This window comes from Gilliamella sp. wkB171 (assembly GCF_001693755.1).
Lineage (GTDB): Bacteria > Pseudomonadota > Gammaproteobacteria > Enterobacterales > Orbaceae > Gilliamella > Gilliamella apicola_F.
In genome coordinates this window covers 24610-46612 of the sequence record NZ_LYST01000044.1, presented here as the reverse complement: position 1 = coordinate 46612, position 22003 = coordinate 24610, and the positions used below count along the sequence as shown (strand labels likewise).

The 22003-nt window shown below is 36.4% G+C and carries 21 protein-coding genes and 1 tRNA gene; 10 read left to right on the top strand and 12 right to left on the bottom strand.

The annotated features are described in order from the left end of the window. Window positions 1–109: 109 nt before the first annotated feature. The gene (locus A9G03_RS09250) at window positions 110–916 is read left to right on the top strand and encodes a Cof-type HAD-IIB family hydrolase (RefSeq protein WP_065799062.1); all 807 of its coding nucleotides are present in this window, start codon (window positions 110–112) and stop codon (window positions 914–916) included. Between the two features lie 17 nt (window positions 917–933). Further along, window positions 934–1170: a sulfurtransferase TusA gene (tusA, locus tag A9G03_RS09245; protein WP_065633308.1), complete on the top strand. Its 237-nt coding sequence runs from the start codon at window positions 934–936 to the stop codon at window positions 1168–1170. A 33-nt stretch (window positions 1171–1203) separates the two neighbouring features. On the opposite strand, the gene A9G03_RS09240 is transcribed toward tusA, so the two are convergent. After that, window positions 1204–1611, bottom strand: a complete 408-nt coding sequence (locus A9G03_RS09240) for a protein YgfX (protein WP_065633309.1) — start codon at window positions 1609–1611, stop codon at window positions 1204–1206. A 262-nt stretch (window positions 1612–1873) separates the two neighbouring features. Here A9G03_RS09240 and A9G03_RS09235 point away from each other — a divergent pair, with 262 nt between their 5' ends. From A9G03_RS09235 to A9G03_RS09220, 4 genes are all read left to right on the top strand, one after another. Continuing rightward, window positions 1874–4405, top strand: coding sequence for a penicillin-binding protein 1A (locus A9G03_RS09235; protein WP_065799061.1), 2532 nt, complete (start codon window positions 1874–1876; stop codon window positions 4403–4405). Between the two features lie 14 nt (window positions 4406–4419). Next, a complete protein-coding gene (gene rsmD / locus A9G03_RS09230; RefSeq protein ID WP_065799025.1) occupies window positions 4420–4983 on the top strand; it encodes a 16S rRNA (guanine(966)-N(2))-methyltransferase RsmD in 564 nt (187 codons plus the stop codon). Next, a complete protein-coding gene (locus A9G03_RS09225; protein WP_065633311.1) occupies window positions 4983–5240 on the top strand; it encodes a DUF1145 domain-containing protein in 258 nt (85 codons plus the stop codon). The genes rsmD and A9G03_RS09225 overlap by 1 nt, the downstream gene beginning before the upstream one ends. Window positions 5241–5311: 71 nt before the next feature. Further along, window positions 5312–5387: transfer RNA gene (locus A9G03_RS09220), tRNA-Gly, on the top strand. A 297-nt stretch (window positions 5388–5684) separates the two neighbouring features. On the opposite strand, the gene A9G03_RS12875 is transcribed toward A9G03_RS09220, so the two are convergent. The 11 genes from A9G03_RS12875 to A9G03_RS09170 form a co-directional block, all read right to left on the bottom strand. Beyond that, the gene (locus A9G03_RS12875; protein ID WP_442903113.1) at window positions 5685–5816 is read right to left on the bottom strand and encodes a zinc-ribbon domain-containing protein; all 132 of its coding nucleotides are present in this window, start codon (window positions 5814–5816) and stop codon (window positions 5685–5687) included. After that, window positions 5813–6052 (bottom strand): hypothetical protein, encoded by a 240-nt coding sequence (locus A9G03_RS09215; RefSeq protein WP_065799024.1) that lies wholly within the window; start codon window positions 6050–6052, stop codon window positions 5813–5815. The genes A9G03_RS12875 and A9G03_RS09215 overlap by 4 nt, the downstream gene beginning before the upstream one ends. 19 nt (window positions 6053–6071) lie before the next feature. Next, on the bottom strand, window positions 6072–7238 hold the full coding sequence (locus tag A9G03_RS09210) for a YrzE family protein (protein WP_065799023.1): 1167 nt from the start codon (window positions 7236–7238) through the stop codon (window positions 6072–6074). A gap of 22 nt (window positions 7239–7260) precedes the next feature. Then, a complete protein-coding gene (locus A9G03_RS09205) occupies window positions 7261–8079 on the bottom strand; it encodes a PoNe immunity protein domain-containing protein (protein WP_143425844.1) in 819 nt (272 codons plus the stop codon). A gap of 6 nt (window positions 8080–8085) precedes the next feature. Beyond that, window positions 8086–8904: a PoNe immunity protein domain-containing protein gene (locus A9G03_RS09200; protein WP_143425843.1), complete on the bottom strand. Its 819-nt coding sequence runs from the start codon at window positions 8902–8904 to the stop codon at window positions 8086–8088. A 6-nt stretch (window positions 8905–8910) separates the two neighbouring features. Then, window positions 8911–9714 carry a PoNe immunity protein domain-containing protein gene (locus A9G03_RS09195; protein WP_065799020.1) on the bottom strand — a complete coding sequence of 268 codons (804 nt, stop codon included), beginning with the start codon at window positions 9712–9714 and terminating at the stop codon, window positions 8911–8913. Window positions 9715–9740: 26 nt separating this feature from the next. Beyond that, window positions 9741–11249, bottom strand: a complete 1509-nt coding sequence (locus tag A9G03_RS09190) for a hypothetical protein (RefSeq protein ID WP_065799019.1) — start codon at window positions 11247–11249, stop codon at window positions 9741–9743. Then, window positions 11249–13591 carry a DUF2345 domain-containing protein gene (locus A9G03_RS09185; RefSeq protein WP_082209435.1) on the bottom strand — a complete coding sequence of 781 codons (2343 nt, stop codon included), beginning with the start codon at window positions 13589–13591 and terminating at the stop codon, window positions 11249–11251. Before A9G03_RS09185 ends, A9G03_RS09190 begins: the two co-directional genes overlap by 1 nt. Next, window positions 13570–13947 (bottom strand): hypothetical protein, encoded by a 378-nt coding sequence (locus A9G03_RS09180; RefSeq protein WP_065799017.1) that lies wholly within the window; start codon window positions 13945–13947, stop codon window positions 13570–13572. The genes A9G03_RS09185 and A9G03_RS09180 overlap by 22 nt, the downstream gene beginning before the upstream one ends. Before the next feature lie 286 nt (window positions 13948–14233). Beyond that, the gene (locus A9G03_RS09175) at window positions 14234–14527 is read right to left on the bottom strand and encodes a hypothetical protein (protein WP_065799016.1); all 294 of its coding nucleotides are present in this window, start codon (window positions 14525–14527) and stop codon (window positions 14234–14236) included. A 24-nt stretch (window positions 14528–14551) separates the two neighbouring features. Continuing rightward, window positions 14552–15226, bottom strand: coding sequence for a JAB domain-containing protein (locus A9G03_RS09170; RefSeq protein ID WP_065633316.1), 675 nt, complete (start codon window positions 15224–15226; stop codon window positions 14552–14554). Window positions 15227–15970: 744 nt separating this feature from the next. On the opposite strand from A9G03_RS09170, the gene A9G03_RS09165 reads away from it, so the two are divergent. The 4 genes from A9G03_RS09165 to A9G03_RS09150 all read left to right on the top strand — a co-directional run bounded on the left by A9G03_RS09165 (window position 15971) and on the right by A9G03_RS09150 (window position 21416). Further along, a complete protein-coding gene (locus tag A9G03_RS09165) occupies window positions 15971–17206 on the top strand; it encodes an NRAMP family divalent metal transporter (RefSeq protein WP_143425842.1) in 1236 nt (411 codons plus the stop codon). A 15-nt stretch (window positions 17207–17221) separates the two neighbouring features. Beyond that, window positions 17222–17998, top strand: coding sequence for a LamB/YcsF family protein (locus A9G03_RS09160; protein WP_065799060.1), 777 nt, complete (start codon window positions 17222–17224; stop codon window positions 17996–17998). Between the two features lie 78 nt (window positions 17999–18076). After that, on the top strand, window positions 18077–19675 hold the full coding sequence (locus tag A9G03_RS09155) for an urea amidolyase family protein (RefSeq protein WP_065799014.1): 1599 nt from the start codon (window positions 18077–18079) through the stop codon (window positions 19673–19675). After that, entirely contained in the window at window positions 19668–21416 is a 1749-nt protein-coding gene (locus A9G03_RS09150; protein ID WP_082209442.1) for an acetyl/propionyl/methylcrotonyl-CoA carboxylase subunit alpha, read from the top strand. The genes A9G03_RS09155 and A9G03_RS09150 overlap by 8 nt, the downstream gene beginning before the upstream one ends. Window positions 21417–22003: the final 587 nt, after the last annotated feature.

Below are 22003 nucleotides of genomic sequence, written 5' to 3'. Positions count from 1 at the left end.
ATACAAGGTCTTATTTTTGATGGTTTACTTAGCTTATAATTTATCATTTTCAAATTATAAAGCTTTCTATTTATCATCATTACAACTTATTATCACTATAGAGAATATTATGTTTCGTGTTGTTGCTTCTGATCTAGATGGTACTTTATTAACGCCTGAGCATAGCTTATCACCTTATACAAAACAAGTGCTTCAAGCTTTACGCCAAAAAGATATTCATTTTGTGTTTGCGACTGGGCGCCATCATATTGATGTCGCGCAAATGCGTGAAAATATGGAAATTGATGCTTTTATGATTACATCTAATGGTGCTCGGGTACATGACAGTGCGGGTAATTTAGTTTTTAGTCAAAGTATTAAACCACACTTAGCCAGTGAACTTGCTAAAGAATGTATTGATGATCCACTAGTTTATACCCATGTGTATCGTGGCGATAATTGGCTTATCAATAAAGAAGATACTTATTCTCTAAGCTTTTTTCGTGATACTGATTTTACTTATCAGTTTTTTAATCCGCTTGATTTTGCAACTGATGATATCGCTAAGATCTACTACACAACAAGTGGCGATGAATTTCACCCACATTTAGTAAAAATCAAAGAAAGACTTGATGCAAAATATGGCGATAAAGTAAGTATCACATTTTCGTCATTAAACTGTCTTGAAGTTATGGCGGAAAATGTGTCAAAAGGTAGTGCACTTAAAAAAGTTGTTGAAAAATTGGGACTCGAATTAAAAGATAGTATCGCATTTGGTGATGGCATGAATGATGTTGAGATGTTATCTTTGGCGGGTAAAGGTTGTATCATGGAAAATGCTAGCGCAGATTTAAAGCAGCGATTACCTAACTTAGAAGTCATTGGATCAAATGTTGATGACGCTGTTCCTCATTATCTGAGTCATTTATTTCTTTAACAAATCTGAATAATTTTATGAATCTTAATTTTGATAAAGAACTTAATACGTTAGGGTTACGATGTCCTGAGCCTATTATGTTAATTCGAAAAACGATTAGAGAACTTGAGATAGGTCAAGTTCTTCATATTGTAGCAGATGATTTTGCCACAACGCGTGATGTGCCAAGTTTTTGTAGGCATATGGATCATGAGCTAATAGCATCTCAAATAGAATCGGAACCTTATCACTATTGGATAAGAAAATCGCATTAATATCTGTTAACAATTTAATGAAAACGATTCATATTAATCAATCAATTCAATTTGAAACAAATAATAACGTAGCGTTCGCCAATCGTTAGGTATTGTATGATCTGTCATCAATAAAAGTGTGCAACGTTTACCATTATGACGTGATTGTAAATTAAGAATTATCATATAGCGAAGCAATAAAGGTTTGCGTAATAAATACCAACGTTGTTTATGCCAATATATCTGGTTGATATGGTGAAATAAAGCAAATTCTCCTTTTATTGTTTTGCAATAGTGTAGCGCTCGAAACCATTCGATAACCAAGATTAATGCCACAATAAAGGTATAACTATTTAATGTGGTATGAGCAAGTTGTAATAAACACAATATGACTAAAATCAAATAAAAAATTGAAAAAATAGCAATTTGTTGATAAGAATTAGTGAGTTTTGTGCTCCACATATTAATGCCTCGATCTTGATAAAACAGAATTATTACATGGTGTTGTTAAAAATTGCTTAAAATTAAGCTTAATATGGGAGATAATATCCATAATTATGTTATTTTTATCATATAAGCGTGTAATTACCATAAGCGCTGGATTACTAAATTAATGATATATTTATTCACAACTATATGAATTAAAACATTTTTGGGTAACAAATATAGCATTTGTTGCCCATATTTTATTTAAAAATTAAATTAGGAATAATTTGTGATATTAATTAGAGTGTTGAAATTTATTCTAAAACTTTTAATCGGCTGCTTTCTTTGTGGTTTAATTATTGGGATCGCTGGATATGCCTATTATTCAAAGGATTTACCCGATGTTGCGACATTGAAAGATGTGCGCTTACAAACACCAATGCAAGTATTAAGTAAAGATGGTGAATTGATTGCTATTTTTGGTGAACGTCGACGCACTCCATTGAAGTATGATGAAATTCCGCCAATTGTGGTTAATGCTGTGATTGCCACCGAAGATGCTCGTTTTAATGAACATTTTGGTATCGATCCTATTGGTATTGTCAGAGCAATGTATATTGGCGTGAAACAGAAAGGCTTTTCACAAGGTGGTAGTACTATCACTCAACAAGTGGCAAAAAACTTTTTTTTAACGCCAGAAAAAAGTATCTCACGTAAAGTAAAAGAGATGATTTTAGCGATTCGTATGGAAAAAGAGTTATCCAAAGAAGAGATCATGGCGCTCTATCTTAATATGATTAACTTTGGCTCGCGAGCTTATGGCGTTGCTGCTGCTGCTTATACCTTTTTTGGTAAAACCCCTGATCAGTTAACTATCGATGAAGCTGCATTATTAGCCGGTTTACCTAATGCACCTTCGGCTTTTAATCCAATATCTCATCCTGATCGCGCTTTGACAAGGCGTAATTGGGTTTTAGGTCGTATGCTTGATCAATCCTATATTACCCAAGCTCAATTTGATGAAGCGATAAAAAAACCATTAAGCGTGAGTTATCATTCACCACAGATAGAATTTTCAGCCCCTTATGTTGCTGAAATGGCACGACAATTTATGTATGATAAATTTGGTGAAAATGCTTATACTGATGGTTATAAAGTCTATACAACTATTTCCAAAACAGACCAAATAGCAGCAACTGAGGCCGTCCAAAAAAATATTATTGATTACGATATAAGACATGGTTATCGTGGTGCTGAAAAAATATTGTGGAAAAGTAACGAACCACCGTTGAATGCAGAACAAATTCAGCAAGCGTTAGATAAATATATTTGTTACAACCAAATGTGTCCAGGGGTTGTTATGCAATCTTCCGATACCGAAGCCAAAGTTGTTTTATCCGATAAAAGTGATATTAAAATATTATTTGCTGGTATGAAGTGGGCTCGTCCATTTATTAGTGATAACCAACAAGGTGCGTTTCCCAAAAAAGTATCTGATACACTAAAACCAGGTCAATTAATTTGGGTGAAAAAATCAGGTGACAATTGGGATTTAGCACAAATTCCTGCGGTAAATGCGGCACTAGTCTCATTAGATTCTGATAATGGTGCTATAAAAGCAATTGTAGGTGGTTATGATTATAATTTAAGTAAATTTAATCGGGCAACACAAGCGCTACGTCAATTAGGTTCAAACATCAAACCCTTTATTTATACAGCTACATTAGAACAGGGATTGACTATGGCTACCTTGCTCAATGATGCGCCTATTGTTCGTACCAGCGGTAGCCAAATATGGCAACCTAAGAATTCCCCTCCAAATTACGCAGGACCACTTCGTTTAAGAATTGGTTTAGGGATGTCTAAAAACGTGATGATGGTTAGAGCATTAAGGGCCATTGGTATTGATTACGCAGCAAGTTATTTGGAGCGTTTTGGTTTTCCAAAGGAAAACATTTCACATAATGAATCTTTAGCACTTGGATCAGCATCATTTACGCCGTTACAAGTGGCAAGAGCTTATTCGGTTATTGTTAATGGTGGTTATTTGATTTCGCCTTATTTAATTGAAAAAATCGAAGAAAATAATGGTGATCGGGTGATATATCAGCATCAACCTTTAATTGCTTGTCACAATTGTCAGGATGATGAAGTCTCTAATGACTCAAAACATCTATCCCTTAATAATGTTGAAGATGTCGCTAATGAGTCAGGTAATGAAGAGCCTGAACAAGCCAATCTTAAATCTGATGATAAATTGATATTACCAGACATTAATGATGCTAATAAAACAAATGATAATACACCTAAATATGCGCCTCATACTATAAATAGTGGTATTGCATTTATTATGAAAGATGGTCTACGCTCTATCGTCTTTGGCGGCTCTGATTGGCAAGGCACGGCTTGGCGTGTTAAAGCTTTAGGTCGAAAAGATGTGGGAGGAAAAACAGGTACGACCAATCAGTCCAAAGATGTTTGGTTTTCAGGATTTGGTGGGAATATTGTTACAACTGTTTGGATGGGATTTGATGATCATCGCAGGGAATTAGGACGCACTTTCCGAGCCGAAGCGGGCGCTGTGACAGCAAATCCGGTGTGGGTTGATTATATGAAAGTAGCATTAAAAGATGTGCCAGTAAAAGAAGATGTACAACCTGAAAATGTTATCTCTGTCACGATCGATCAGAAAACAGGATTACTCCCTAACCCTGGTGCGAAAACCATGTCAGAGTATTTTATTAAAGGAACTGAACCCACAACATATGCGACACAAGAAGTCGGTACCAGTGTGACTGATTCACAAGGTAATACTTCAGAGCTATTCTAACTTAAGGATTTTAAATGAATGGTTCGATAAGAATTATTGGCGGCAAATGGCGTGGGCGTAAATTGCCAGTTCTAAATAAACAAGGTTTGCGCCCAACCACTGATAGAGTAAAAGAAACATTGTATAACTGGTTAATGCCAGTTATACATAGTAGTGAGTGTTTAGATTGTTTTTCGGGAAGCGGATCATTAGGCTTTGAAGCTGCATCGCGCGGTGCGCAGAGTGTTACTTTACTTGAGAAAGATAAACAAACAGCTCAACTCTTAATCAAAAACACACAACTGTTAGCAAGCACAGCTATTGATGTTTATCCTACTGATACCTTACAGTGGCTTAATCGTTCAGCTTATAAACAATTTGATATAGTATTTATTGATCCGCCTTTTCATCAAGCATTGGTGGCAAAAACCATTAGCCAGCTTGAAGAGAATGGTTGGCTTAAACCTTCTGCTTATATCTACATTGAGACTGAAATAAATTATAATGTCATGAATGATATTCCATGCAATTGGTATTTACATCGCGAAAAAACCGCAGGGCAGGTACATAGCTACCTTTTTATACGAGAAGATGTTTAATGTTTATATTTATTGGTAAAGTTTTATATTCCTTAATTTGGTTGTTTTTTTTATTTAATCTTATCCACCCTTATCCAAGACCGGCAAACATTGTAGCCTATGTTGGATTAATCGCTTTTGCTATAACCCATGGTTTACAAGCGTGGATGTTACAATCAACGATGACAAACCAAGAAAAAGAGCAGGACAAATATAAAGCACTTCGTCTTTTTATTTTTGGTGTTTTTGAATCACTTAGCTGGAAACAAAAAAAATAAAGAAAAAAGTGGTTGTCAGATACAAAAATTTTTGTATAATGCTCACCACTTCTTTAGAAGTCTTCAAATATGCGGGAATAGCTCAGTTGGTAGAGCGCAACCTTGCCAAGGTTGAGGTCGCGAGTTCGAACCTCGTTTCCCGCTCCAATATAACATCCAGTATAGTCCATTAAAGTCCACAAAGCTTAGAATTCGCAAGTGATTTAACGGTTTTACTTTTCAGTATAGAATGGAGTCATCCAAGAGAATTTAGCCCAAAAAATGTGTTATTGTAGTAGTGTATTTTCTGAACAGTTCGTCTAAATATTGACTAGCTATCTAGGCAGCAGTACATTACTGGAGCTACAAGGAACTTCTTGTATCGAGTTAGATGATATGTCCACGCCAAAACAAAATATAATGACTTCGCGTAGCTTTGGTCAGTTAACCGGTGAGTTATTTGATTTACAGGAAGCTATCTTCAATGGTATAGGTTTTATGGGCACAGTAGGGACACCAGCGCCCAAGTTGAATGAAACTCGCTGCGCGTTGCCACCGATGTCCCTTAGCACATTGCCATGTGACTTTATCATTCATGGTGGTGTATGCTTTGCTAAACATAATCCACCTCGAGCAGCCGCTAAAGCCTGTAAATCTGCTTGTCTATGGCGTTTTTTGCCATTAATCGCACTACACAGTGCTTTGGAATATTCGGGGGTGCTTTGTCCTTTAATACTCGGCCACTTGGCAAGTGAGTGTAGGATTTTTTGTTGTAAGGCGGTTAGTGCATGTTTGAGGGCACTGTCGCAATCGGGGCGAAGTGTTAAAGTCATAATAAACCACTCAACTAATTCACTCCGTTACATTATCATCTATGGGGGGCGATACTACGGTAAACCATAGATTATCCAGAATACTCGCTACTACAAGTTGTGTTTGTTGTGTTTTTGTTACAGCTTGTGTTGTTAAAGCAAGGAGTAACCAATAACTTAATGCTTTACTGGGATGACCGAAATAGGTATCTAACGGATAGATTGCAGGGTACTCCATTTCGCTAAGTATGATGTCATATTCAAAAAATAATATTCTCAAATCCGCTACAGCTTTTTCATCGAATTGACTATACCAAAGTTGTTCAATATGACTAAATGCGGGTTGAATTTCATGCATTTGTGCAATTGCCATAGGAAATTCATCCCGATTTGTTTGCATTGATCGTAAAACGTAACTTTGCGCACGTAAATTTGGGATGTTTGTGTATAAAGACTCATTAGCCAGTAATAAAGCACTCATAAATGCAGAACTATCGGTTGACTGTGCATTATCTGCAATAATCAAATAGAGCATAGGCTCTTCATTATCGATGAGCTGATTAATATCATCCTGCTGTGAACCAAATATTGACTGATAATCAAACTCAAGAGGAAGACTTCCGCCTAATTGCTTATATGCCTGTCGAATCAATTTTGTTTGTTCAATGTGGTATTCAGGCGAACCTAGTAATAACACCTTAAGTGTATAGTTATTGCCTATTTGATTTAAATAGTCATAAAAATTAGCGAATATCCATTCATAGGATTCAAGATAAAATCTGTGATTAGTTTTACGAAAACTAAAAAGTTCATGGGCAGAAAAATGCAATTGACCTTGATTTTTTAATAGGTCATCAACTGATAAATCTTGAGGCGTAATGAAAACACTACCAAGCACTGCCAACGATTGCATTGACCATTCTTGCCATTGCTTATTACGGTTTTTGATTTGTTCATCCCAAATTTTGACTTTTTCCTCTTCTAAACCATACAAAAAAATGCGTACACTAAATAGCAATCCCGTTACAAATAGTGTAATACCACTAAGAATCACAATAAAAAGTGTATTATTGCTTACACTCACAGAAGTAACAAACAGCATAAAAAATAATACACACACAAATACCAGTAGCATGATACTGATCCAGTTCCACAGTCTAATTGGCTTAGGTGTTGGTAGTTTTGCAATATCTGTTTTAGTCCACACGTTTTAATTCCTATCTTTTCCTTTAGGCTATTGATTGACTACGTGCATACTCCACCATATCTTTTGGGTAGTACATAAAATGGTGTAACGTACTGTCATCAATATTTTTTAAATACGCAACAGCAGCGGCTTCAAAACACCAATAACCATGGAATGTGCAACAGTCTCGTGAATCACCTTGCTGTAATAGATGAATATCAATATAGACATTACCTGCTTTACGTAATCCATCGTACCAACGGCGTAAGTATTCATCTAAGAACTTTAAGGTAGCTTTAGGTGTTTCTGCATGAATCGCTTTATAAAGGGGGTTGCGAAAGCTTAGTTCTCGTGGCGTTTTTGCTTCGGTAATCGGATAGTTAGGAATTTTCATAGCAATCAGACTATCTAACGCTTTTTCTCGATTTTCTTTGTCAAAATCAACTGCTTTAACAATGGTTTCAAACCAATCTTGGCGGTCAAATAAAATAGCTAAACCTAATAAATTTGATAATGTTTCCGTTTCAAAATATTCCGTCAGGATAGTAATATCCATTCTATTATTAGGATTGGCAATATTATATTTATCTACATAATCAATAGAACTTTGTATGTATTTTAAAATACACTCTATTCTGGATGATAATCCAATGATTTTTTTACCTACGGTATAATCTAAACAGAGTTGTTGATACTGTAGTCCTATCATAAATTCAGCATAACCATCTTTTTCCCTTTTCATATCACTATCAACCATACTAATTAGTTTGGTTAATCTTTCTTGGAAATAATGGTAAAAATCCTCATCTAATAGTTTCTGACGACGTTGTTGTTCAAATTCGGATAACTCAGAATCAGTCATTTTCAATTAAGCTCCATGATTTTCCCGTGCATACTCCACCATATCTTTTGGGTAGTACATAAAACGGTGTAACGTACTGTCATCAATATTTTTTAAATACGCAACAGCAGCAGCTTCAAAACACCAGTAGCCATAAAATGAACAACAATCTCGCGAGTCGCCTTGTTGCAATAAATGACTATCAATATAGACATAGCCTGCTTTACGTAATCCATCGTACCAACGACGCAAGTATTCATCTAAGAACTTTAAGGTAGCTTTAGGTGTTTCTGCATGAATCGCTTTATAAAGAGGGTTACGAAAGCTCAGTACTTTCGGCGTTTTTTCTTCGGTAATAGGATAGTTAGGAATTTTCATAGCAATCAGACTATCTAACGCTTTTTCTCGATTTTCCTTGTCAAAATCAACAGCTTTAACAATGATTTCAAACCAATCTTGGCGGTCAAATAAAATAGCTAAACCTAATAAATTTGATAATGTTTCCGTTTCAAAATACTCAGTTAAAATTGTAATTTCTGCCTTGTCATCTGGGTGAGCATGATTATATCGTTTAACGTGATCAATTGTATTTTCGGTATAATTTATTACTGTGTCCATCGTCGGCAATAAATCAGCAATAGGTTTACCTACTGTATAATCAAGGCATAACTGTTGATAATAAAGATCTATCATTGGCTCCATAAAAGGATCTTTAATAGATTGTACCTTTTTTTTAAACTCTTTTATCTCCCATTCAAACCTTTCTTGAACATATGGATAAAAATCTTCATTTAATAGTTTCTGGCGGCGTTGTTGTTCAAATTTGGATAACTCAGAATCAGTCATTTTCAATTAAGCTCCATGATTTGCCCGTGCATATTGAACCATGTCTTTTGGGTAGTACATAAAGCGGTGTAACGTACTGTCATCAATATTTTTTAAATACGCAACAGCAGCAGCTTCAAAACACCAGTAGCCAACAAACCAGCAACAATCCCTAGAATCGCCCTGTTGTATTAAGTGGCTATCAATATAAACATTGCCTGCTTTACGTAATCCATCGTACCAACGGCGTAAGTATTCATCTAAGAACTTTAAGGTATCTTTAGGGGACTCGGCATGAATCGCTTTATAAAGGGGGTTGCGAAAGCTTAGTTCTCGTGGCGTTTTTGCTTCGGTAATAGGATAGTTAGGAATTTTCATGGCAATGAGACTATCCATAGCTTTCTCTCGATTTTCTTGATCAAGGTCGACAGCTTTAACAATGGTTTCAAACCAGTCTTGATGTTCAAATAAAATAGCTAAACCCAGTAAATTCGATAACATATCTGTTTCAAAATACTCGGTTAAGACAGTAATATTTATGTAATCATCTGGGTTAGCATGATTATAGCGCTCAACATGATCAATTGTGTTCTGAGTATAGTTTATTACTTTTTCCATAGTTGTAAATAAATCTACGACAGGTTTACCTATTGTATAATCAAGACATAATTGTTGGTAATATAAAGTTATCATTGGTTCTAAAAAAGGATCATCTATTTTTTTTATCTCTTTCAATAATTCATTTATCTGCACATTTAAGTTATTTTGTACATAAGGATAAAAATCTTCATCTAATAGTTTTTGGCGGCTTTGTTGTTCAAATTCTGACATATTTGTTTGTCTCCTCAATTTATTCTTTACTTAGGCTTATTACTACTGTCTTTGTTTTTAATACGTCGATGTTTTTCTTGGATAATATTTTCAATAGTAGGCTCACCATATTTATGTATTACCACACCATGATGGACAACGTGATCAAGATCCGTTTTAGTGTCATCAAGTAAAGCTTCGATATGTGATAGTCCAGGTTCAAATAATAAAGATACAACTATAATATGCCTACAATATAAACTCTGTAAATTTTTCCGAATAATAGCATTATTAATATCGGTTAAAGAATCCCCTCGTAATTTTGATGATTCAATTTTAATACGATCGTTAATCCATTTATAACTCATCTGTACGATAGGTTTTCCTTTATCCGTTTCTTTCAATACACCTAATCTACTCGCAACATATTTAGTCGTTGGCCTCGCTACACCCGCAGTGGCTTTTGCTTCAATTACTGCATATTTTTTACCTTGGTTAGTAAGCGGATCTGCTCGCCATAAGCCGTCTATCCCTGTATCATTGCCTATTGCACTGTTATGGTTTAGTTTTTTAGCATCATTGAGTTTACCTAAATGTAATGAACTTGGTGATTGTTTCCATGTCCCTTGCTTAGCTTTATCATGCCCCTCCCATTGCCCTTTACCCCAACCCAACTCTTCGAGGCAATAATAATCAGCAATATGTTCGCCCACACCACCAATAACAAAGTTCATATTGATATTGTTAAACTGACTTTTGATTCGAGCTGTCAAGTTACCTCGACTTTTTGTTACTGTCGGTGTGCTACCCTTATTTGTTGTGGATGCCCCAGCGTTTTTGTTTTTAGCGGTGACGTTACTGTTAGTTGCTGAATTTTTGCGGCGCATGATACAACGCTCAATAGCAATTCGCACAGCAGGAGCGAGTATATCTTCAATAATGGTGGTTAATTGGCCGCTAACACCACGTAAAAACTCATCTAGCTTTTCAGGTAATCCAAGCCAACGAGCCGCTGTATATTGACTAAGTTCAGCAACGCTTTTAACTCGAATATCATCAAGATATCCTTGCAACACAGGAACATCTATCATCTGTGTTAGATATTTTTCCGGATTTAGTGGCAAGTCCATTTTAAAAAGCCGATTAGCTTCTTCTAAAATCGCCACAACCACATCAAACATCACTGGACCATAAAACTGCGGTTTTCTAATCAATGATTTAAATGCTAATCTAAATCCGCCACCGATACCAGGAACAACACAAATAATACCCATTAATAATTGAAATTTTGCTTGTGAAGATTCAGCGCGTGATGTCGAATTCAACAAATCCCAAGCTGCTTTTGCCACTTCAGATACAGCTACTGCTAATGACAATGGTGGAATACTTGAAGCTACTGCATAGGCCATATCGCCCATAATTTCAGCATAAGCATTTTTTTCATCTTGAGAAGCCTCGTCACTAATGGCATCATTTTGCTCATCATTTTCAAATTCTTGTTCAAGTTCTTCATCATCTTCTAACTCAATTTCATTATTATCGTATTCGCTAGCCATTATCCTTTCCCTAGTTTTTGTTTACCGATTTCAAGATACTCTTCTGTGTAAGCGAGCTGACTGTCGATATAAGCCTTTAGCTCGTCTGAAGTTATGTTGATATGTTCATTGAGTTGTTCCGTGACACTCATTTTAGAGTAATCATCTGCCTCATATTCTTTAATGGTTGGTAAAATTGCATCATCGGTACTGTAACCAAAATAGACATTTGCTTGACCAAGTGGAGTATCTTCAAGCAAAGCTTCACCATTGTCATCCAAAATGCCTTCGCGCACAGAACCATCTTCAAATTCAACCCGATAACTCGCTCGAGGAATTGGATTTAAATCACTGTCATGGTAAAAGAGTTTAAGCTGCCCAGAGCTATCAACAAACGGAACAGGTAAAAGTGTCGGTGATAGATTGAGTTGTGATGGTCCCATTTTTTCAAGCGCCGCGGATTTCACACTGACATTACCTGACGTTCCTAGCTCTATGCCACTTCCACTAATTTTGATATAGGACCCCCCGCATACAAGGGTAATATCCTTTGATGCTGAAATTAATAACGAACCATCCACACTATCAACCTTAATATCTTGCTTAGCGGCAATCTCCATTGCATCATTTTGTGCCTGAACTTCTAGCTTGCCTTGATTGGCAAACAGTTTCATCCCTGTTTTATGGGCAAATAAACTGATTGCCTCTTCTGCCGCTAAGGTAATGTTTTTTAATGCACTAATATCGGTACTGTTCTCTGAGGTCGTTGTTATACTACTCGCTGAGGATAACTGGATGTTTTTATCACTGGTTAAGGCAATGCCTTCCGGTGCATACGCTAAAATACCGGCTTGTTTGAACTGAGTTAATGCAGCTTGCAGTTGTTGCTGATTATCAATGTCAGAAGGGTGCGCTTGCGCGGTTTGCGCCGCGTTATGTAGCGCTTTAGCAATTGACAATGCATTTTCCAGTTGCGTGATAGCACCTTGCATATCAAGCTGCTTACCTTGCGCTTTCGGTTCCGTTTGGGCAGTAAGATAGAGTCCTTTATTGGCCGCTATCGCTCCCCACTCGTCGGTTCGTAGCTCAAACCCTTCACCGCGTTGTTCTTTATTCTGATTAACTAAGTGACCGATATTGAGTTGAGTTTTGCCATATTCGGTGGCCAATTTAATGTGCTCTTGACCGCGTTTATCATCCATCCGTAGTTTGTTATTGGCCGGTGTGCGAATAACATTGCGGTGTTTGTTGACCGTTGTCACGTGGTCAGGATGAGTTGAGTCATGCAAGGCATGAGCAATATACGGCCTATCTGGATTTCCCTCAGTGAATGCGATGGCAACGCCCGTACCATCAATTAACGGGAAGTGAAAACCATAGGTATCACCCGCATACGGTTTGGCCAGCCGTACCCATAAGCTCTCTTCGCCGTTTTTCCATGTTTTTAGGTCAAAATCAAACTTAACGCGGTAACGCCCCATGGTATCAATATACCCATAGGTATCGTTATCCGGACTGGTCACTCTCGCAGGCAACGTACCGGCCACTTGTGGCCACGGTAACGGTTGTGGTCGATACGGTTTTAATACGTCATAAGGAATTGCGGTAAAATGGCATTGATAAGCATCACTACGGTCACCGTAGCTCTCAGTTGACAAGATAATAATCCCTTCGTTAATAACATCAATGGCACTACCATCAATAATAATACGCTGACCCGGTATTAAGTTATAGTCGTTACATTCCCCCTGAATAATCAGTTTTTGACTGAGGTGTGCCTCATGACGAATGCTTGCATACCACTGACCGCTTTCAACCTCATTATCATCACCTTTGTTTTTGTAGTGCTCACCATAACGGTAGTCCGTACCCACAGTGGTATCATCTTTAGCATCAGTATTAACCTGTGAATGTTGGTCGGCATTTGCGGTGCAGTAATTGTAATCTTGGGTAATAACATCCTTAGGCTGCGTCGTACTGGTAAACTGCACATCCCACACACTGTTTTGTTTTGCGTCAACCATGCCACTAGGCGCCTTAAAGACGATATGTCCGGCATCCTTAAAGCCTTGTTCATTATCACTCAATACCAACACATCACAATGATGTTCAGCATGGCTTTCAAATCGAAACCAAATTCCTACGTCACTAAGCAATCGTTGAATAAACGCTAAGTCGCTCTCTTGCCACTGCGTAATCATCTCACGCGCTGGGTAACTATTGTTTAATTCAAGGCGGTAGTCAACACCAGAAAAACCATGACGGCGTAGCACCTCCTCAACCACACTCACCACGCTCTGGTTTTGGTAAATTGCACTGTAATGGTCATTGGCAAGTAACCCTAGTCGTGGCGATAATACCACTCGGTAACGCGCTTCGTCTTTGCTAACAGTAACAAACTAAATTCCGTAATCACGCCGTATAAGGTGCGCGGAAGTATCGGCATATCTAGGGAGCTGATGTATGCTAATTGCTTCGCAAGGCTGGGGGCTTCAAAGGTTAACGAGGCAGGCTGACTCAATAAATGATTGATTCGCAGCTGTTTATTGGGGCTGGTAAAGATGATTTCATACCGCCAAGGGGTATTGAGTGATTCACGTCCGACAACCGAGACTATCGAAAGTGATGAGAGATCACTAAGTTTTAATGTATAACGGTTGTTCAAAGAATCAGAAATGATAGAACCAAGATACCCTGTTTCTCGCTGTGAGATCAACATAGGAATTCCTTATTATTTGCAATCAATTTTTATTATTGTTCACTTATTAAATAGTTTTATACGTAATAACGATAAGCGAATTCATTCTCAGAATGATAGGTTATTTATTAATTTATATCAATTATTTTTATATTATTGTAATATTAGCCTGTAGTTAATGTTGGTAATAATCTTTAAATCACATTTTTTGTAAACAATATCAGTAATAAGCATTGTACAAATAGCCATGCACTTTTGGTACTTTTCGGGCTTTCAACCGCATACGTCCAGATACTATAACCATATTCTAATCGTTTGTGGTATTTGAGTTTTTCAAAATTTTTTTTAGATGATAAGTATATTCTAGTGCTTCAACAGTGTGTTTTATTGTGGGTAAACTTTGCTCTACTTGTTGTATTTTTCTATCTAAAATCGGAATTTGTTGTATTAGTTTATCATCTTCTAAACTATTGCTTTGCAACGTTAATTGTACTACCTCGTTTATTGATTGTTGCTGTAATAACTTAGCTAGCTTATTTACCTGACTTAGATAAATTGTTTTTAATTTTTCAGTTATGATATTTAATCGGTGTGTTAGCATTAAAAATTAGATTGTTAATGAAGTTCATTGTTTTTTATTTAATAATTTTTCTATTTGTTTAAGTGTAATTCCCATTATTTTGGCGATAGCTTGCTTATCCATGCCTTTTTCTAATAAGGTGGTAACCATGATGATTTCTAATTTTTCCCGTCTATCTTTTTCTGATTTTGCTTTATGTTTTTCACATGCTAACTTCTCTTTTGCTATGGCTTTTTCTTCTTTGCGGATTTGTTCCATAATTTGATAAGCAGGGACATATTTCAAGCTTTTTTCCAGTTCGTCCATTAATCCAATCGCTTTGAAACTAACATAAGTTTTGGTTGAAATAATTAGATGATCAACCAGTTCGATGTTAAGAATTCGTCCAACTTGAATAAGGCGATCGGTCATATCTTTATTACACACAGATGGGGCTAAGCGTCCTGAAGGGTGATTGTGTACCGCAATTACACGTGATGCATTTTTCATTACAGCCACTCGAAAGACATTCATTGTTTCGATATTGACTGATTTGTATGCGCCTAAAGCGATAAGCTCAATATGTACAATATAGCCAGCAGCATTTAAACCGATAATCCAGAAATGTTCTTTTTCTTGATCTATTTTGTTATCACGTAGTAATACGTTTTTCATGATGTTATAAACATCATCAGTTCCTTCAATATAACGTTTATCATTTTTGCCCAGCTTAATATCCATTCGCGATTCGTATTTAGATAAAAAATGTACGAAATATAACATAAATCAGCTGGTATTGTAAGCAATGCCTTTTGCGTACCTTATTTACCAAGATTTATTGCTTATTTCGTCGTTATTTTATGATGATAATAAATTAAGTAAGTAAACGGCATTGAATGTATCTTTCGACAGTAAAAATATTTGAACGTGTTGAGAAAATCTTTACATTTAAACATGATCAATGCTCACTAGATCATTGATTGCTTAATGCTAAATTATATCAATGTTCGCGCAAATCGACTTTTTAAAACACTTTAATCAATAGAATGTGGTAAAAATAGGCATTTTTTATATCGTATGAGCGAGTAAATATCGACAAATAGCATAGTGTTTGTGTTTCTATATTGATATAAAATAGACAAATTTATGTTACTTTTTATACTTAAATGTCTATATTACCTTAAACATCTTTACATAAAATGTTATTTTTAGTAAGGTTGCTTTAATTTGTTTGCACTATTTGATGGCATGATTTTTTCTCATTTTGGTGCAAAACTAGTCATCTTTTTGAACACTATAAATCAATTATTGTCTGTTAATAAAACATTATAATTATTTTTTATTAGTTTTTTACTTTAAAAACAGTAATTATATTTATCCAATTTTATAAAGATGTTAAGAACTACTGGCATAGTAATTGCTTGTAATAATATTGAATATAATTAAATCAATAATTATAGAAATAAGTTTAGAGGAAATATGCATATGGAAAATCATAGCAGTAGTACAGTTGCTTTTGTAAAAAATCGGCGATCTTCGTTAATAAGTGCCATTTTTCTAATGGCTACTTCGGCAATAGGTCCTGGATTTATTACTCAAACAGCCACCTTTACCGTTACTTTAGGTACCGCTTTTGCTTTTGGTATTTTAGCTTCTATTATTATCGATTTTGTGGTGCAACAAAATATTTGGCGCGTCGTTGCATTAACTAAAATGAATTCGTCAGATATTGCTAATGCAACTATTCCATTTAGTGGCTATGTGTTAGCAGTACTTATTATATTTGGTGGATTAGTTTTTAATATTGGTAATATTGCTGGAGCAGGATTAGGTTTAAACGCATTGGTTGGACTCGATCCTAAATGGGGAGGGGCAATCAGTGCGTTAATGTCAGTTTATATATTTTCATCCCGACAAGCCAGTCACTTTATTGATCGTTTAATGATTGGTTTTGGTTTATTAATGATTATTTTGACATTATTTGTGGTGTTTGCTTCACATCCACCCGTAGGCGAAGCGTTAAAAGAAACGGTTTTTCCTAGTAGTATTGATTTTGCCTCGATTACCACTATCGTAGGGGGCACGGTTGGTGGTTATATTTCTTATGCTGGTGCTCATCGATTACTAGACAAAAGAATGGTGGGCGTTGAACATATTGACTATGTTTCTGGTGCTGCAACCAAAGGCATAATGGTTGTTGGCTTAATGCGTTACATTTTGTTTTTAGCTATTTTAGGTGTTGTTGCAAGTGGTGTGACTATTGATATTTCAAGTTATGCGGCTAACCCTGCATCACAGGCGTTTCAAGCGGCGTTAGGGGAATTAGGGTTACGCATTTTTGGTTTAATTTTATGGGCGGCTGCAATAACAAGTATTATCGGTGCTGCTTATACTTCGATGACATTTATTACCCCCTTCAAACGTAATATAACGGAAAGACAACGTAAAATTGCCACCATTATATTTATTGTCACTTCGCTTGCTGTTTATTTAATTATGGGAACAGCTCCGGTGTCATTGTTAGTCTTTGCAGGAGGATTTAATGGCTTAGTATTACCACTGGGCTTAACTATTTTTGTTTATATTGGATGGCGACGATCTGATCTGATGTCTGGTTATCATTTTCCTCGATGGTTATTATGGTCTGGTATAGTAGTCTGTGCTATTACGTGGTATATGGGGGCAATGTCAGTAGCAACTATCTTCAATTATTTAAAATAGAAGGGCAATATGATCATCGACAAGTTAATTGATTTAAATAGTGACCTTGGCGAAAGTTTTGGTCAATGGAAAATGGGTAATGACGAAGCAATTTTAAAAATCGTAAGTAGTGCAAATATTGCCTGTGGTTTTCATGCTGGTTCACCTGAGGGAATCTTAAAAACATTAAAAGCTGCTAAATTAAATAATGTGGCCATTGGTGCGCACGTTGGTTACCCAGATTTAGTTGGTTTTGGTCGTCGAAATATGGACGTTGCGACCGAAGAATTAATTGCCGATGTCATTTACCAGATTGGGGCTTTAAAAGGGTTAGCGACGTCAATTGGTAGTAAAGTGAGTTATGTTAAACCTCACGGTGCGTTATATAACACTATTGCACATGATAAACGTCAAGCAATGGCAGTTATTGAAGCAATTTGTCTTATTGACCCAACATTGACATTGGTAGCACTTGCCGGTTCACAGCTAATTAATTGGGCAAAAGATAAAGGCTTAAATGTAGTAGCTGAAGCTTTTGCTGATCGTGCTTATCATGCTGATGGAACATTAGTTTCTCGAAAACAAGAAGGTGCAGTATTACATGATCCTGATTTAATTGCTGAACGAATGTTACAATTGGTCAATGAAGGCGGAGTTACCTCGATTGATGGTCAATTTGTTCGTATTGATGCTGGCTCAATTTGTGTGCATGGTGACAGTTCTGGAGCTTTAGCTATGGCGCAAAAAGTTAAAGAAAGATTACAACAAAATGGCATTACAATAACCTCATTTGCAAAGGTGAAAGATGTGTAAATTTGTTTACAACGTTTTACATTCAGACAAAATATCTCTATTTAGTCTTGAAGTATTTGCCATTTACCGAGGTGTTTAATGCGTTTTTTACCTGTTAATATTGATGCACTAATTGTTGAACTTGCTTCTCTTGAGCAAACAATGGCTCTGACTAATTCGCTGCAAAGTTTGTTAGCTCAAGGCAATATAGAAGAGATTATTCCCGCAGCGCGCACCATTTTGATTCGTTATAATCCAATAACAATTGATGCGAACACTATTGCTAGCCACATTGTAAAACTCGATATAACATCGGATGTAATAACATCCGGTGAACAAATAACCATTCCTGTTCGTTATAATGGTGAAGATTTAGATCAAGTTGCTCAATATTTGGGTATAACGGTTGATGAAGTTATTACACGTCATACCAGTAATGAATATCAAGTTGCGTTTTGTGGATTTGCTCCAGGCTTTGCTTATATGGTATCGAAAACAGCCCAACTGGATGTACCACGTCGACAGTCCCCTCGAGTTCGTATTCCAGCAGGTTCTGTTGCTTTAGCTGGCGAGTTTAGTAGTATTTATCCACAAGCAAGTCCAGGTGGTTGGCAATTAATTGGCATCACCGATGTTGCTGTATGGGATATTTATCGTGAGCAACCAGCTCTTTTTAAGCCGGGCACTCGTGTTAATTTTGTAGATGCGAGTAAAACCGCAGTACAATATCATTTGCCTGCGGCTAAAAGACCAAATAGTGTTATTGACCCAACATCTGATATCAAAATATTATCGACCGGTTTACAAACGCTTTTGCAAGACAATGGTCGAATGGGGCAAGCAGCTTTAGGTATTTCAGAATCAGGAGCAATGGATAAAACGGCTCTACATAGTGCTAATCGTGTTTTAGGCAATCCAATTAATGAGGCTGCGTTAGAAATTACTCAAGGTGGATTTAGTGCTCAAATAAATAGCCCAATGCTAGTTGCGGTAACAGGTGCGGTTTGTGAGATCACAATATCAACCTCAACAGGTGAAAAATATCAAGCCTCAATGTATCAACCTATTCAGTTAGAGCATGGTGATACGATTTGTTTGGGTCATGTTAAAAGCGGTGTACGAAGTTATTTTGCGGTGAGAGGTGGGTTTGAAGTATCACCCATTTTAACTAGTTGTTCTTTTGATACTCTTGCACAAGTCGGACCTGCACCGCTTAAAGTTGGTGATACGTTAGCAATTAAACATCAGCAAAAATTAAATCCTGTTTCTTTAACTCAAACACCTGCTTTACATTATCCTTCTTCTAATGATGTGGTTGAGTTAGATATTGTACTAGGGCCACGTACGGATTGGTTTACAAAGCAAGCAATATCACTACTTACTTCACAATTATGGCAAGTGACACCAGCTTCTAATCGGATAGGACTGCGTTTATTAGGTGATACACCATTAGCACGTGAAAAACATCAAGAATTACCGAGTGAAGGAACCTGTATTGGCGCTATACAGATTCCGGCAAATGGACAACCCGTGCTGTTTTTAAATGATCACCCTTTAACGGGAGGTTATCCAGTCATTGGTGCTGTTTGTAACTATCATTTAGATTTGGCAGGTCAAATTCCTGTCAATGCTAAAATAAAATTTAATCCTATTGGGATATTTAAAGAATTCGAAGGGAGTCATGTTGATCATGTCTGAACATAATAAAAAAATAGTGCATAAAGTATTGATCGCTAATCGTGGCGAAATTGCTGTGCGTATAATACGTGCTTGTCGTGATATCGGATTTTTGTCGGTTGCGATATATGCCGATGCCGATCTTGAGTCGCTTCATACCCAAATGGCTGATGAGGCATATGGTCTATTCGGTAATAAACCAAGTGAAACTTATCTGGACATTGATAAAATTATTGCTATCGCCAAAAAATCTGGTGCAACTATGGTTCATCCTGGTTATGGTTTTTTGTCTGAACGCGTTGAATTTGCTAAAGCAGTACAAGATGCGGGTTTAATTTGGATTGGGCCGAATCCAGAAACTATCGAAATATTAGGTGATAAAGTCAAAGCCAGAAAACTTGCTATTGAAGTTGGGGCACCTTTGGTGATGGGTACTAAAGAGCCCGTTAAAAACGCTAAAGAAGTGGTTGAGTTTGCACATGCTCATGGCCTACCGATTGCAATAAAAGCGGCTTTTGGTGGCGGTGGTCGAGGTTTAAAAGTTGCGTGGCAAATGGATGAAGTTGAAGAACTTTATCATTCTGCTGTGCGTGAAGCAGAAGCCGCATTTGGGCGGGGCGAGTGTTTTTTAGAACAATTTTTACATAATCCACGTCATGTTGAAGCGCAAATTATTGCTGATAGCTTGGGTAATATTGTGGTGGTAGGGACTCGAGATTGTTCATTACAACGCCGCAACCAAAAGTTAATTGAAGAATCGCCAGCGCCTTTTATTAGTAAACAGTTAGAGCAACAAATAATAAAAGCTTCAATTGATATTTGTGCTAAGGCAAACTATGTTGGTGTGGGTACAGTTGAGTTTTTATTAAGCCAAGATGGCAAATTATCTTTTCTTGAGGTTAATACTCGCCTACAGGTTGAGCATCCTGTTACCGAAGAAACAACCGGCATTGATCTGGTCATTGAACAACTACGCATTGCACAAGGTTTACCACTTAGCATTGAGCAAATGCCGATTCCTCGTGCCCATGCTATTGAATTTCGTATCAATGCAGAGGATGTGGCAAATGGTTTTTTACCTGCTGCAGGGACGATTACTCGATTTGATGCCCCGTCTGGACCTGGTGTACGCTTAGATAGTGGAGTAAAAACAGGATCGACTATCCCTGCAACATTTGATTCCTTGATGGCTAAATTAATTATTGTCGGTGAAAATCGAGAACAAGCAATTGCTAGGGCTAAAAGAGCATTAGCTGAGTTTGTCATTGATGGCGTTGCATCCGTTCTACCATTTCATCGAGAAATGCTTGAAAGTCCTGATTTTACAACTGATTTCAAAGTACATACTCGTTGGATTGAAACCGAATTCTCTGCAACTTTACAACCTGCTAAAAGACAAATACCACATTTAGAGCCAAGTATCACTCATACTTTTATTGAAATAGATGGTAAACGCTGCAAACTTGGTTTGCCTACAAATCTTTTTGCTGGATTATCAACATCAACTAAACTTTCTTTGGCAGAACCCTCTTCGACACTAGAACCAAATTCCACTTTAAGTGTTGAGTCACCTGTATCAGGAAGTTTATTTAAATGGTTAATCGATGATCATCAAAATGTCAATCAAGGTGAAGTGATAGCAGTTATGGAAGCTATGAAAATGGAGGTTCCTATCACAGCACATCGGTCGGGTGTTTTAACACATAAACTTAAAGAAGGTGAATACATTAATGCAGGGAATAAAATTGCTGAAATAAGTTAAACCAAGGTGAAGTTATTAATAAGCTTCTACAGATCAATTATTTTATCAACACATAACATATATTGGTGAGTATATTAATGTGAAATACTTGCCAATTTGTTTATATATAATTTCAAAATCATTTCAAGCTGTTTTGATTTGATGATTACTGTAATAGGTAAATTTGAATCAAATATATCAACATATTAAAAGCCAATATTAATCATTAATATACGTTATTTTAGTTATTTTGTCTTAAAATTGATTTTACTCAATATTATGTAAATTTTTATAATTTGATTGCTGTTTTATTCTCCATGTGGTGAAATATAAATTGATAATTCGGTATGTATACAATTGAATGTAAAAAGGTATCGAGTTACCAAAAGCTTTTCTTTTTTCCATCTTAAATTTTTAAAAATAATTTTTAGCGTTATTTATTCAACAAGTCATTCTGGTTTTAGAGAATTATTGTGTTATTCAAATTACTTAGTCAATAAATAAACTAGTTTTTAAAATTTAAGTGCAACACTATAAAAATAACCAATTAATTAAGTTTTTCATGTTTTTCTATAAAAAAATTGGATGAAAGCCAATAATTGCTTTTG

Excerpts from the sequence above, each read along its gene's own strand:
- A9G03_RS12875 (WP_442903113.1), bottom strand. The coding sequence starts at position 5,816 with ATGAATGATAAAGTCACATGGCAATGTGCTAAGGGACATCGGTGGCAA.
- A9G03_RS09205 (WP_143425844.1), bottom strand. The coding sequence starts at position 8,079 with ATGACTGATTCTGAGTTATCCGAATTTGAACAACAACGTCGTCAGAAA.
- A9G03_RS09180 (WP_065799017.1), bottom strand. The coding sequence starts at position 13,947 with ATGTTGATCTCACAGCGAGAAACAGGGTATCTTGGTTCTATCATTTCT.
- A9G03_RS09200 (WP_143425843.1), bottom strand. The coding sequence starts at position 8,904 with ATGACTGATTCTGAGTTATCCAAATTTGAACAACAACGCCGCCAGAAA.
- A9G03_RS09225 (WP_065633311.1), top strand. The coding sequence starts at position 4,983 with ATGTTTATATTTATTGGTAAAGTTTTATATTCCTTAATTTGGTTGTTT.
- rsmD (WP_065799025.1), top strand. The coding sequence starts at position 4,420 with ATGAATGGTTCGATAAGAATTATTGGCGGCAAATGGCGTGGGCGTAAA.
- A9G03_RS09240 (WP_065633309.1), bottom strand. The coding sequence starts at position 1,611 with ATGTGGAGCACAAAACTCACTAATTCTTATCAACAAATTGCTATTTTT.
- A9G03_RS09250 (WP_065799062.1), top strand. The coding sequence starts at position 110 with ATGTTTCGTGTTGTTGCTTCTGATCTAGATGGTACTTTATTAACGCCT.
- A9G03_RS09170 (WP_065633316.1), bottom strand. The coding sequence starts at position 15,226 with ATGGATATTAAGCTGGGCAAAAATGATAAACGTTATATTGAAGGAACT.
- A9G03_RS09175 (WP_065799016.1), bottom strand. The coding sequence starts at position 14,527 with ATGCTAACACACCGATTAAATATCATAACTGAAAAATTAAAAACAATT.
- A9G03_RS09215 (WP_065799024.1), bottom strand. The coding sequence starts at position 6,052 with ATGACTTTAACACTTCGCCCCGATTGCGACAGTGCCCTCAAACATGCA.
- A9G03_RS09195 (WP_065799020.1), bottom strand. The coding sequence starts at position 9,714 with ATGTCAGAATTTGAACAACAAAGCCGCCAAAAACTATTAGATGAAGAT.
- A9G03_RS09155 (WP_065799014.1), top strand. The coding sequence starts at position 18,077 with ATGCGTTTTTTACCTGTTAATATTGATGCACTAATTGTTGAACTTGCT.
- A9G03_RS09190 (WP_065799019.1), bottom strand. The coding sequence starts at position 11,249 with ATGGCTAGCGAATACGATAATAATGAAATTGAGTTAGAAGATGATGAA.
- A9G03_RS09165 (WP_143425842.1), top strand. The coding sequence starts at position 15,971 with ATGGAAAATCATAGCAGTAGTACAGTTGCTTTTGTAAAAAATCGGCGA.
- A9G03_RS09150 (WP_082209442.1), top strand. The coding sequence starts at position 19,668 with ATGTCTGAACATAATAAAAAAATAGTGCATAAAGTATTGATCGCTAAT.
- tusA (WP_065633308.1), top strand. The coding sequence starts at position 934 with ATGAATCTTAATTTTGATAAAGAACTTAATACGTTAGGGTTACGATGT.